8 protein-coding genes are annotated in these 12,946 nt (G+C 67.1%); 5 read left to right on the plus strand and 3 right to left on the minus strand.

Annotated elements, in window-relative coordinates; all coding sequences use genetic code 11:
* Positions 1–134 precede the first annotated feature (134 nt).
* A complete protein-coding gene (locus RWH43_RS16890) occupies positions 135–2,339 on the plus strand; it encodes an MMPL family transporter (RefSeq protein WP_316002035.1) in 2,205 nt (734 codons plus the stop codon).
* A gap of 157 nt (positions 2,340–2,496) precedes the next feature.
* Positions 2,497–3,480, plus strand: coding sequence for a diacylglycerol/lipid kinase family protein (locus RWH43_RS16895; protein ID WP_316002036.1), 984 nt, complete (start codon positions 2,497–2,499; stop codon positions 3,478–3,480).
* Here RWH43_RS16895 and RWH43_RS16900 read toward each other — a convergent pair.
* Together RWH43_RS16900 and RWH43_RS16905 are read right to left on the minus strand one after the other, a co-directional pair.
* Positions 3,477–5,498: a hypothetical protein gene (locus RWH43_RS16900; RefSeq protein ID WP_316002037.1), complete on the minus strand. Its 2,022-nt coding sequence runs from the start codon at positions 5,496–5,498 to the stop codon at positions 3,477–3,479. The two genes, RWH43_RS16895 and RWH43_RS16900, sit on opposite strands and share 4 nt — an antisense overlap.
* Positions 5,499–5,528: 30 nt before the next feature.
* A complete protein-coding gene (locus RWH43_RS16905) occupies positions 5,529–6,986 on the minus strand; it encodes an MFS transporter (protein ID WP_316002038.1) in 1,458 nt (485 codons plus the stop codon).
* A 172-nt stretch (positions 6,987–7,158) separates the two neighbouring features.
* Between RWH43_RS16905 and RWH43_RS16910 the strand changes: the two genes are divergently transcribed.
* Entirely contained in the window at positions 7,159–7,806 is a 648-nt protein-coding gene (locus RWH43_RS16910) for a TetR/AcrR family transcriptional regulator (protein WP_316002039.1), read from the plus strand.
* A gap of 10 nt (positions 7,807–7,816) precedes the next feature.
* Here the strand turns inward: RWH43_RS16910 and RWH43_RS16915 are convergent, their stop codons facing one another.
* On the minus strand, positions 7,817–8,776 hold the full coding sequence (locus tag RWH43_RS16915) for a LacI family DNA-binding transcriptional regulator (RefSeq protein ID WP_316002040.1): 960 nt from the start codon (positions 8,774–8,776) through the stop codon (positions 7,817–7,819).
* Positions 8,777–8,911: 135 nt separating this feature from the next.
* On the opposite strand from RWH43_RS16915, the gene RWH43_RS16920 reads away from it, so the two are divergent.
* Together RWH43_RS16920 and RWH43_RS16925 are read left to right on the plus strand one after the other, a co-directional pair.
* The gene (locus tag RWH43_RS16920) at positions 8,912–11,434 is read left to right on the plus strand and encodes a glycoside hydrolase family 2 TIM barrel-domain containing protein (RefSeq protein ID WP_316002041.1); all 2,523 of its coding nucleotides are present in this window, start codon (positions 8,912–8,914) and stop codon (positions 11,432–11,434) included.
* A 66-nt stretch (positions 11,435–11,500) separates the two neighbouring features.
* Positions 11,501–12,853 carry an MFS transporter gene (locus tag RWH43_RS16925; protein WP_316002042.1) on the plus strand — a complete coding sequence of 451 codons (1,353 nt, stop codon included), beginning with the start codon at positions 11,501–11,503 and terminating at the stop codon, positions 12,851–12,853.
* The last annotated feature ends 93 nt before the right edge of the window (positions 12,854–12,946 follow it).

Raw genomic sequence — 12,946 nt, forward strand, 5'->3', positions numbered from 1 at the left:
ATTCTTCTCGGCAGGCCTTTCCAGCCCGTACTGCCGCCGCAGTAGAGCGAGAGATCCGTCCGGACGATTCCGGTGGACCGGCGAGAGACGACTCTCGAGGTAATCGATCTTCCCCCGTCCCTCGAGGAGCCTCCATGTCCACATTTCTCGCCCGTCTCGGGCGGTACAGCGCCCGTCACCGACTGGTGGTGATCGGGGCCTGGCTCGTCGTCTTCGCCGGCTTGATCACCACCCTCATCATCGGCACCAACATCGGAGGCGTGAAGGCCGCTGAGACGTCGGTTCCGAACTCCGCTGCCTCCCAAGCGCTCGAGCGCATGGATCAAGAATTCCCCAGCGCCTCCGAGGCGTCCGCAGCGACTCTGCAGCTGGTGTTCCAGCCTGGCGGGGGGTCGGTCACCGACCCCGCGGTGTCTGCGCAGATCGCTGCGGTGCTCGCCGACGCGAGCGCACTACCCGGTGTCGCATCGGTCACGGACCCGTTCGACCCCGCTCGCCCAAGCGTCTCCGGGGACTCGAGCTTGGCCGTCGCGACGCTGAGCTACGACGACCTCTCGAAGGCCGAGCAGGAAGCGGACTACGCCGCGGCTCTCGAGCTGCGAGCAGACGCCCCTGCGGATCTTGGAGTCGAGCTCGGCGGCAACCTCGTACCGATCGGTGCGCCTGCTCCCGGCATCGGTGAAGGTGTCGGGGTGATCATCGCGTTCCTCGTGCTAATCCTCACCTTCGGTTCGCTCCTCGCCGCCGGCGTCAACCTGCTGATCGCCGTGTTCGGTGTGGGCGTGGGCATCGTCGGGGTTCTCGCCTACGGGTCCCTTTTCCCGCTCGGTGAGAATGCAATCATCCTCGCCCCGATGCTCGGACTGGCTGTGGGCATCGACTACACCCTCTTCATCCTCTCGAGGTTCAGGATCGAGGTGAGGTCCGGCAAGAGCATCGAGGTTGCTGTGGCCCGGGCGACCGGCACCGCGGGCACCGCGGTCGTCTTCGCTGGGCTCACCGTCATCGTCGCTCTCGTGGCGTTGCTCGTCGCAAACCTCAGTTTCGTCACGGAGATGGGCATCGCTGCTGCGGTCGCGGTCCTGGTCGCGGTTCTGGTGTCGCTGACGCTCCTCCCCGCTCTGCTGAAGACGCTCGGGCTGCGCGCACTGTCGAAAGAACAGCGCGCCGAGGTCCTCGCCGGCCACTACGCCGTCGAAGGCGGAACGCAGAAGCGCGGCATCATGCGCGGGTGGAGCAGCTTCGTCGTGAACCGGCCGATCATCTCCGCTCTCGCCGGCATCATCGTTCTGGTGATCGTCGCCCTGCCGATGTTCAGCATGAAGACCGCGTTCAACATTCCCGGCGGCGCTGACCCGGAATCGACGGAGCGCACGGCCTACAACCTGATCGTCGACGAGTTCGGTGGAATCCAGGGTCCCCTCATCGTCCTCGCGGAGGGCGCGGACGTCGCTTCTCACACCGATAGCATCCAGGCCCGGATCGCTCAGCTCGAGGGCGTGGCGCAGGTCGCACCCGCCGAGATCTCTGCAGACGGGACGATGGCTCGCCTCGTCGTGATCCCTGAGGGCAGCCCCATCGATCAGGAGACCAAGGACATCGTGCATACGCTGCGCGAGGACGCTGACGCGCTCCCCGGCGTTCATCTCGACGTCACGGGAGAGACGGCGATCGGGATCGATCAGGACGCGGCTTTGATGAGCGCGCTGGTGAAGTACATCATCGTCATCGTCGCGATCTCTCTCGTGCTGCTGATCGTGATGTTCCGCTCTCTCCTCATTCCTCTGATCGCCACCCTCGGCTACCTGCTCTCGGTGGGCGCATCGTTCGGTGCGAGCACTGCCGTGTTCCAGTGGGGCTGGCTCGACGCGGTGATCGCCGCTCCGCAGGGTGACCCGATGTTGAGCCTGCTGCCGCTGCTGCTGGTCGGTGTTCTCTTCGGTCTGGCGATGGACTACCAGGTGTTCCTCGTCTCGAGGATCAAGGAGATGCACGACAAGGGGATATCGCCGAAGGAGGCGATCCGTGAGGGCTTCGCTCGCTCCGGTCCGGTCCTCGTCGCGGCAGCGGCGATCATGACCGTGGTCTTCGGGGGCTTCGCGACCGGTGAGTTCGCGATCGGCGCGTCCATCGCGTTCGGGCTCATGGTCGGAGTTATGGCTGACGCGTTCATCGTGCGCCTCGTCCTGATGCCGGCTCTGCTGAGCCTGCTCGGAAAGTCCGCCTGGTGGATGCCGAAGTGGCTCGACCGCATCGTCCCCAAGGTCAACACCGAGGGTCATGCGCTCGATGACCGACCGCACGCGGTGACGCAGGAGCGTGTGCTCGAGAACGCCTGACCTGGCGCAGCAGAGGAGGTCGCCACCGGAAGGGGCGGCCTCCTCTACTGTGTGTCACTGCCGAAGAGAGGCCCACCGCGGTACTGCTCCATCTGCAGTAGTCGGACCGCACCGATCGCACGACGTCGCCGACTATCGCCGCGGCGAGGCTGAACGCATGACTTCCAGCATTCTCATCACCGGCTCCCTGCGACCAGCGACCCGCATTGTGATCGAGTCGCGGGTCGCCAGCGCAGCGCTCATCGTGAACGCCGCGAAGTTCACCGTAGACACCCTTGACCGCTTTCGCGCCGCTGTCGAAGGTGCGTTCACGGCCCGCGGCCGGACCGCCCCGTTGTGGCTGCCGACCTCGGCGGAGTCCACCGGCACCGAGCAGGCTCGCGAGGCAATCCGTGGCGGCGTCGATCTCGTGCTGGTGGCGGGCGGGGACGGCACGATCCGCACTGTCGGCCAGGAACTCGCCGGGACGGGCATCGCTCTCGCCCTCCTTCCGATCGGAACGGGCAACCTGCTCGCCCGCAACCTCGGCATCCCTCGGAACGAGATCGATGCAGCCGTCCACATCGCTCTGCACGGTAAGGACCTGGCGATGGACGTCGGCTGGGCGGAGGTCGACCGGAACGGGGACGGCCGCTCAGTCGACAGCTACGCGTTTCTGGTGATGGGTGGCGCCGGATTCGACGCGGCCACCATGTCGGGCGCATCCTCAGCCCTCAAGCGGCGGCTGGGCTCCGCCGCCTACCTCCTCGCAGGTGCGCTTGCCAGCCTGCGGCCGATGGTCGAGATGACAGCGTCTGTCGATGGCGTCACCCGCCCGGCCGAGCTGTCCCGCGGCATCGTCGTCGGGAATCACGGGTCGCTGACGATGGGCCTTGCATTGCTGCCGGAGGCGACCTGCGACGACGGCCGCCTCGACGGCGTCATCCTCCTGCAACGAAATGCTGCGGACTGGCTTCGCGCTTTTCGGGACGTTGCCGGCAAGAGCGGCAGCAGTCGGCAGATGCCGCACGTGGACGGCCAGGAGATCGACGTGACCAGTCGGGAACCCCTTCCGGTGGAGGTCGACGGAGACGTCGTCGGTGACGCTCGACGAGTCCGGTTCCGTGTTCAACCGCGGGCTCTGCTCGTGCGCTGCTCCTAGTCGGCGTGAACGACGACTCGGACTTGGGCGATGTTGTCGATGCGCGCGAACGGATCGTCCGGGTCTCCGCTGGTCTGCGCGGTGACCTTGATCGCAACGAGGTAGGTGCCGGCGGCGTCGAAGGCGCACTGGCGCACAGCCGTGATCTTCTTCCGCGGCGCGACCGGCTCGGGTAGGCCGAAGCGCCCCGTCCCGGTCAGATCCGACGCGACGTGCACGATCACTCCCTCAGCGGTCGTCGCCTGAGCGGTGACGTGAACGTCGACCACCTCGCCGACTCCCACCTGGATGCGATCGGTGCCGCCGACCGTGAGCGTCACGATCGGCTGGACACCTCCGCGAGAGGGATCGTCATCGGCGACGAGGACCTGGCCGTCGACGACCTCGTAAACGGTCGACGGGGACGGCTCGATGCCGTCCTCGACCCACGCACTCAGCTGCCGCAGCGCGGACTGCAGCGCACCGACGTAGCTGACGGTGCGGGTCTCGTGCTCCTGCACGCCGCTCTCGTCGCCGTGCAGCGCGTTGTCGGTGAACCAGAGGCGGAAGCGGTCGTCGACTCGCGAGCCGAGGTGCTCGGCGACTCGCGAGCGGTACCAGTCGGCCTGCCACGGGAACGCCTCGCGGTCGAGCAGCGAGGCGACCACGATCATCCGGCCGCTGATGCGCCCGGTGGGAACGGTGCCCGAGGCGCCCTGCGCGAAGAGCGGCCCGAGCAGCAGCGGTCGCTGGGGGAGGGTCGGCGCCCCGGCGGCGTCGCGGAACTGGTCCCAGACGCGGTAGTCGGTGGAGGGGACCTGGTGGCGGTGGTAGGTCTGCGCGGCGAGGAAGCTCGAGTTGTCGACCGTCACCTCGTCGCCGACGGCCAGCCCCACGTCGCCCTGTCCCGGCTCGAGGAGCACCTCGTCGCCGTCGACCCCGGCGACGCGCAACATGCGTCCGGCCAGCACGCCCGATCGGACGACGAGCTCGGCTCCGAGGGTCCACCCGGAGGGACTCTCGGCGAGGCGCACTCCGATCACCGTGGTCCTGCCGGAGGTGGTCGCCTTGTAGGACTCATCGACCCCTCCGGTGACAGCCGCCTCCTCTTCCTCCGCCGTGAGCAGCTCGACGACCGTGGTTGCGAGCCGTACGCGGTCGCGGTGCACGGAGGCGCTGGGGTCGTGGCCGAGATAGCCGGGCTCGGTCCAGAAGTCGTCGGCGTAGGAGGGGTCGGCCGCCATGATCCCGGGGTAGAGGACGCTGAACGCGTGCATGCCCATCGTGTCCCAGCCGAACCAGGAGCGCGGCGGGAAGCCCATACGGGTGACCTCGTCGAGCGCGTCCCGCTGCTCGGCAGTGAGCTCCAGGGCGGAGGGGTCGCCGCCGGCGTCGTAGGCGTCGACGATCCGCGGGAACGCGTCGCGCAGGATCCGCTGGGCGTGCATCCGGACCGCGAAGACGTTCGGGATCGCCATCGGGCTGCCGATCACGTAGGGCACGAAGCCGTCCCAGACCCCGTCGGTGTTCTCGGAGGCGCCGATCGTGCGGTACCCGCCGCCGCTGCCTCCGTAGAGGTAGCCGAAGATCCGCTGCTCGCCGAAGACCGCGGTGGCGAGATGACGGGACAGCCGGGCGACCGCGGCGTTGGCGCGGTAGGCGCCGATCGTGGGGTCGATGCCGGACATCGGACCGCCGGACGCGGCCGGACCGCCGCTGTTGGTCTCGATGTAGTAGCCGCCGCTGGCGAGCGTGAAGGGGATCGGGTTCTCGTCGTCGAAGCGCGCTTGCGCGAGGTTCTCGCTCTGCGGCACCGGGGTGACGTGCTGGAAAAACCGGCCGCCGAACTGCTCCGATGACGGGAGGTAGAGCGAGAAGCGGGTGTCGTCATCATGGAAGCCACCGTGGAGGTAGCGATGGCGGACGGGGTCGTCGCGCCACGCGTCGATGTCGATGTAGGGCCGGGTGAAGGCGTCGTCGATCGGGTCTGCCGGGAGGGCGGTGCCGACGAAAGAGTCGGTGGTCAGAGGGGAAGGCATGGTGTCCTCGGTTCGTGGTGGCGTGCGGGATCAGTTCTCGGGCGGCGTGTACGTCGAGCCGGGGACGGGCTCGGTCTTCGCGGTCGAGACCTTCGGATCGGCTGCGGTGATCACCGCGAGGCCGGCGGTGATGGTGGGGAGCATCTTCTCGAACGTGCGGTAGGGGCGCATGGCGAGGGCGACGCCGATCCAGAGGACGGCGGGGAAGGCTCCCGCGAGCAGGACGATGCCGGTGAGGGCCTCCGGAGTCTGGGCGGCCTTGGTGCCGTCGTAGCCCACGACGCCGAGGACCCAGCCGGTCGCGGCGCCGCCGAGGCCGCCGCCGAGTCGGACGGAGAAGGCGGTGATCGCGCCCATCGTGCTCTCGAGTCGGCGGCGACCGCTCCACTGGTTGTAGCTGGCGTTGTCGATGACGAGTAGCTGGACGAGGAAGGTGATCGGGAGGATCCCGAGGCCGCTCAACGCAGTGGAGACGAGAATCAGGGCGAGGTTCCCGTTCGCGACGATCATGAGCACTCCGGCGAGCACTCCACAAATCGCGCCCGCGGTGATGATCGTGCTGACCGTGAACCGCTTCATGAGCCGGGGGAAGAAGAGCATCGCGGGAAGGATGAGCACCGGGACGAGGCCGGTGAGGCTCATCAGCGAGATGTCGCCGACGACGTACTTGAAGTAGTAGACCGCGATACCGGTGCCGCCGGCGAGGGCGCCGACGAAGCTGATCCCGGCGACGATCCAGAGGTAACGGTTCGAGGTGAGGACCTCGCGGATGTCGCGGAAGGTGACCTTCGGGGCGTCCGCCGCTTCCGTCTGGTACTTCTCCCGGAAGAAGAGGAAGCGGCCGAGGCCGATCAGCGCGAGGGGAATCGCGAGGTACAGGGCGAGCATCGACCATGCCGAGCTGCTCGTGCCCGCCTGGGCGATGAAGATCGGCAGGGCGACGTTGAAGGCGACGACGCCGACGGTGGTGAAGAAGCCCGTGCGGGTGGCGACCTTGGCGACGAGAACACGGGAGTTGAAGGCGCGTGCCAGGTAGAGGTAGTCGTTCGCTCCGAGCAGCGACGTGAAGATCACGTTCGCCATCACGAGCCAGATGAACAGCCAGACGGTCTTGCCGACGTCCGGGAGATCCGGTGTCGAGAAGAGGAACCAGGTCGAGATCCAGACGCCTACGATCGCGAGCTCGTAGGGGCGTGCTTTGCCCCAGCGGGTCTCGGGGGTGCGGTCGACGAGCCATCCGGCGACGACGACGACCGCTGCCTCGAGGAGCTTGCTCACCAGTGCGAGCGTGCCGAGCACCGCCGGGTTCAGGCCGAGGACGTCGGTGCCGTAGAACACCCACATCGCGAGGAAGAGGTAGTTGACCGCTCCCGAGAGTCCCGTAGTGGTCCAGGCCAGGCCCGCTCCGGCGGAGAGGCGGTCGGGGTCGGTGCGCCTGTCGGCTCTGCGGGTCGCTCGGTCGCCGGCGGGTCGTGACGTCGTCGTCATCGTGGTCCTTCGTAGGGGGAGTGCGGGGAGATCGGAGGAGGGCGGCGTCTCGCGACGCCGGATCTGAAACCAGAGTGAAGCACAAGGTTCGAGGCACTGACAAGAGGAATCCTGGTAATTACAGTGCGAAGACAATGGATCACTCCGATTCGCCCTCGCTTAGGCTGGGCGGGTGACGACGACAGCACCGACGAAGCGCGGCCCGTACGCGTCGACCCTCAAGCGCCGCGAGACCATCGTCAGCGCCGTGGTCGCGCTCGTCGATGAGCTCGGGCACGAGGGAGTGACGACTGCACTGGTCTCGCAGCGCTCCGGAGTGAGCGAGACGACGGTGCTCTACCACTTCCCCTCGAAGGACCACCTGCTGGTCGCCGCGCTGAGCGCGATCGAGGAGCAGAGGGGAGCTGAGTCGCAGCTCGATCTCGACGACACCGTGATCGACGCCCGCGCCTTCCGCAGCCTCCCGAACCCCGATGCCGGGGATCCGCGCTTCCGGCTTCTAAGCGTGCTCAAGGGGGCTGCGGCCTCGCCCGAGCATCCGGCAGCCGAGTATTTCGCCGTGCGCAACGCCCGCCTCGTCGACGTGTTCGCCCGTCTCATCGAGCACAGCCAGCGGACCGGGCTCGCGCATCCCGCCGCCGATCCCCGGATCACCGCCCGCCAGGTCATCGCCGTGTGGGACGGGCTGAGCCAGGCCTGGGTCTCGGATCCGACCTTCGATCTCGGCGCTGCAGTCGAGGACGCGATCCGCCGGCTGACGGGTCAGAACCTGATGGAGATCCAGCAGCTGCTGTCGCGCGCGTTCGACCCACCGAGCTGAGGTCGTCGGCTCAGGTCGTTCCGCCTGCTTCGAGCTCAAGGGCGAGAGCGTTGGGGGGCCCCTCCGGCACCGGAGTGCGCCCGAGCACCGACAGGAAGTTGGCGATCATGTTCTTGGTCGGCGCCGTCACGTCGTACGAGATGGTCGTGAGGCGCGGAACCGTCACCTGCGACAGCGGCGTGCGGTCCATGCCGATCAGGGCGACCTGCCCGGGTACCACGAACGAGCGGATCCGCGCCGCCGACAGTAGGCAGGTCGCGATGTCGTCGTTGTAGCAGGCGATGCCGATCTCGGGCGGGGAGAGCCGGTCGAGCGCCGCGAGGGCCTCGTCGAGATCGACCCCGAGGTGCACGACCTCGGGGTCGGCGAGACCCTCCTGCCGACAGATCTCGCGGACGCCGTCCTCGCGGCCCTGGCCGAAAGGGTCCTGTCGGGCGTCGCGCAGGCGGGCGACCGCGAGTCGGGTGCTGCCGCGCTCAATCAGGTGGCGTGCCTGGAGCCGACCGATCTCGCGGTCGAATTGGTCTTCCGAGGCGAGGTGCGGCTCGAACGCACGCACGCCGCGACGTTCGAGCAGCTCGCGCTCCTCGTCGGAGAACGGGGTGAGCGAGAGGATCGCGCGAGGCGCCATGCCAGTCACGAGACGGCCGAGGGCCGCGGTGGTCGTGGTCGCGAGCCGGAGCACGAGGGTCAGGCCCTGCTCGGCGAGCTGCTCCGTCGCCGCGCCGAAGATGTCCTGAAGGTTCCCGCCGAAGGTGGTGTTCGGGATGAGGGCGATCACGAAGTCGCTCGAGCCCATCGCGAGCGCACGGCCGGCCGCGGAGGGCTGGTAATCGAGCTCGAGCGCCGCCTCCTTGACCCGCTCGATAGTCGACGCGGAGAAGCGCTCCCCGCGGCCATTCAGGATCTGACTCACTGCACCGCGCGAGACTCCCGCGAGTCGGGCGACGTCCTCGCTCTTCGCGATCACGTGGGTTCCTCCCTCGACTCGGATGCGCTCCGTCCTCTCCGATCTTAGATCGACGTTGACACGCGATACCGGCTGTGTTTAGCTGCGTAACGCGCGATACTTGCGCTGCTGTCCCGCAATGAAGTGGAGAACTCGATGACGAGCCTGACTGATCACGCCGTGCGCGAAGACGATGGTGCTGTCGAGGCGGCGCAGCAGGCGATGCGATCGAACCGCTCGCTCTTCAACCAGGGCTGGTCGTTCCGCACGAAGGTCACTGCGTTCGCCGAACTCGGAGGATCCAGGGGCGCCGAGTGGACCGAGGTACACCTCCCGCACGACGCACTGATCGGGCAGACCCGCCGCGCAGACGCTCCGCGTGGCGAGACCAACGGCTTCTTCCCCGGCGGCGCCTTCGAGTATCGGCGCACCTACAGCGCTCCCGAGCAGGACGCCGGATCGCTCGTCCTCCTCGAGTTCGACGGCGTCTACCGCGACGCCGCCGTCTTCGTGAATGGAAATCTCGCGGGGACACACGCTTACGGCTACTCCCGCTTCACCGTCCGCATCGACCCATTCCTGCGCTTCGGCGACGACAACGAGATTCGCGTCGAGTGCCGCACCTCACTCGACAGCCGCTGGTACGCCGGCGCCGGGATCTACCGCGATGTGCACCTCATCGTGAAGCGACCCGGCCGCATCGTGCACGACGGCATCCGCATCACGACTCCCGACGCCACCGGGGCAGAGGCGCTCGTCGAAGTCGAGGCCCTCGTCGAGAACGCAGGCCCACTCACCCGCACCTACCGCCTCGAGGTCGCCCTGCGAGACGACGCGGGCGTGCCCGTCGGGAACAGCGGATCGCCGATCACACTGCTGCCCGGCACCACAGGCACAGTGCACCGACGCCTCCACCTCGCAGATCCGGCCCTCTGGAGCGTCGACGCCCCCCACCTCCACCACGCCCGAATCGTGCTGCATGACGGCGACGAGATCGTCGACACCGAGCACGTGACCTTCGGGATCCGCTCGCTGCAACTCGACCCGACCCATGGGCTGCGCATCAACGGCGAGCCGGTGAAGCTCCGCGGCGCCTGCATCCACCTCGACAACGGCCCGCTCGGCGTGGTCTCGATGCTCCCCGCCGAGGAGCGGAAGGTCACGATTCTGAAGGAGGCGGGCTTCAACGCCGTCCGCAGCTCGCACGCCCCGATGAGCACCGCACTCCTCGACGCGTGTGATCGGCTCGGGATGCTCGTCATGGATGAGACCTTCGACATGTGGACGCAGGCTAAATCCGACAACGACTACGCGTTCGACTTCGCTGAGTGGTGGGAGCGCGACGTCGAGGCGATGGTCGCGAAGGACCGCCACCACCCGAGCGTGATCTTCTACTCCATCGGCAACGAGATCCCCGAGACCGGCACCGCCATCGGCTCCATCTGGGGGAGGCGCCTCGCCGAGAAGGTCCGCTCCCTCGACCCGACCCGGTACGTCACCAACGGGGTGAACCCTTTCGTGGCGATGATCGACACGATCGTCCCGCAGATGAAGGCGCAGCGCTCGGCCGCTGCCGAGCAGCCCGGCGGTGGCGTGAACACGATGATGGCCGGCTTCGGCGCCATGATGGGCCGGATTCAGGCGTCGGAGCAGGCGACGCAGCGCACGGAGGAGTCGTTCGCCGTCCTCGATGTCGCCGGGATGAACTACGCCGACGCCCGCTACGAGCTCGACCGCGAGCTGTTCCCCGACCGCATCATCGTCGGTTCCGAGACCTGGCCGTCATCGATCGTCGGCAACTGGGCGCTGGTCAAGGCTGACTCCCGAGTGATCGGCGATTTCACTTGGACGGGATGGGACTACCTCGGCGAGGTCGGCATCGGCGTCAACCGCTACGTCGAGCCCGACGCGGAAGCGGTCACCGGCTTCAGCGGCGCGTTTCCCGCGTTGACCGCCGGCTGCGGTGACATCGACATCACCGGAATCCGGCTCCCGGTCTCATACTTCCGCGAGATCGTCTTCGGCCGCCGATCCGAGCCCTACATCGCCGTCGGCCGTCCTGAGCGGCACGGCCAGGAGCTCGCCGTCCAGACGCCATGGGCGTGGACCGACTCCCTCGGTAGCTGGTCATGGCCCGGCTTTGAAGGCCGCCCGATTCGGGTCGAGGTGTACAGCGACGCCGAGCAGGTCGAGCTCGTGCTGAACGGATCATCACTAGGGATCGCCACTGTGGGTGCGGAACTCCCGTTCCGCGCGATCTTCGAGACCGAATACGCACCGGGCGAGCTCGTCGCGGTGGCGATGGCGCGCGGACTGGAGAGCGGCCGTTCCGTTCTCCATTCCGCCGGTACTGACATCTCACTCAGCGTCGAGGTGGACCGCTCCACTTTGCGCTCCGACGGATCAGACCTCGCTCACATCGCCGTCGCGTTCGTCGACGAATCCGGCGTCGTGCACAACACGACCCAACGCAGTATGACGGTCGACGTGAGCGGCCCCGCGGTCCTTCAAGCCCTGGGCACAGGTGCAACCTCGACTGCAGAGCCCTTCACTGCTAATCGCTGCACCACATACGACGGACGCGCGCTCGCGGTTGTCCGACCCATCGCTTCCGGATCGATCACCGTGACCATCACCGGCGAAGGGTGCGAACCCGTCGTCGTCACTTTCACGACCTGATTGCCCTTCTTGCTTCCTCTGAAGCCTGACCCGCACCCTGTTTCATCACGACGAAGGAGTCCTCTCATGACCATCCCCCAGAATCCTCACTCCGACGGTGTGCCGCCCATTACCGACCCCCGATCGCCTGCGCAAGCAGAAACCCTGGCCGCGACGATTTCGGCGGAGGAGGGAACCGCTCAGCAGCTGCCGAAGATGCGACCAGGACTGGTATTCCTGCTCACGCTCGGCGTCTTCGGTGTTTACCTCGCATTCGTCACACCCATCGCGATCTCCCTGGCCATCCGCGTGAACTTCCTTGCGCCTGAAAACCCTGAGTATCTCGGCGTTGTGCTGAGCCTCGGGTCCATCGCTGGACTCATCACCGGCCCTTTCGGTGGCATGCTGAGCGACCGGACCCGCTCGCGGTTCGGTCGCCGCCGCCCCTGGCTGGTCGGCGCGACAATCCTCGGGCTGGCCGGTCTCGCCCTCATGGCCGCGATCCCCAGCATCGTCGTGCTCACTCTCGGTTGGATCATCGCAGCCGCCGGCCTGAACCTCGCCGCGAACACATTCCTCACGATCCAGGCAGACCGCCTCCCTGAATCTCAGCGCGGGAAGGTCGCTGCCATCACCGGCTTCGCCACCATGGTCGCCCCCGTCATTGGCGCCGTCCTGGGCGGCATCGTGCAGAACCAGCCCTACGTGCTTTTCCTCCTGCCAGGTGCCATCGCGCTGATCTTCGTTCTCATTTTCACGATCGCATACAAAGATGCGGATTCTCGCAGCCTCACCTTTACTGAGAAGCTCACCGTCGGTAGCGTCCTGTCGAAGTATGTGTTCAATCCCAAGCGCTACCAGGACTATGGATGGAACTGGCTCGGCCGCTTTCTCTTCTTCTTTGGCCTGACTCTCAGCACCAGCTATACCGCGTACTTCTTCTCCAGCCGCCTCGACGTTCCGGTTGAGGAGATCGGCGGAGTCGTCGCGACCGTTGGCGGAGTCGGAATCCTCGCCACTGTCCTCGGGGTCTTCGCCGGAGGGTTCCTCTCCGACAAGATCAAGCGCCGCAAGCCCTTCGTCCTCGGAGCCGGCCTGCTCTTCGCCGCTGGCTCAATCGTGACTCTCTCCGCATCCGACCTGACTCTGCTGCTCGTCGGGGCCTTGCTCTGCAACATCAGCATCGGTGTGTTCTCCGCCGTCGACCAGGCGCTGGTTCTCGACGTCCTCCCCGAGCGCGAGACCGACGCGGCCCGCTACATCAACATCATCCAGCTGGCGAACGGCATTCCTCAGGCCGTCGCCCCCCTGGCCGCAGCCGGCCTTCTCAGCATCGCCGCCGCAGGAGAAGACAAGCCCTACTGGCTGCTCTACGCCCTCGCCGCCGTCTTCACCATCGCTTCTGGATTCGTGGTCCTCCGCGTCAAGGCAGTGCGCTGAGCTGATCGCGGCTCCCCGTGTCGCAAACGTTCCGAGCTGACCTGTGCCGACTTTGGCTTCTAGTCGACTCGAGAGACTGAAGAACGGCACGCA

Origin of the sequence: Microbacterium algihabitans, assembly GCF_032464975.1 — a bacterium.
Taxonomy (GTDB): Bacteria; Actinomycetota; Actinomycetes; order Actinomycetales; family Microbacteriaceae; genus Microbacterium; species Microbacterium algihabitans.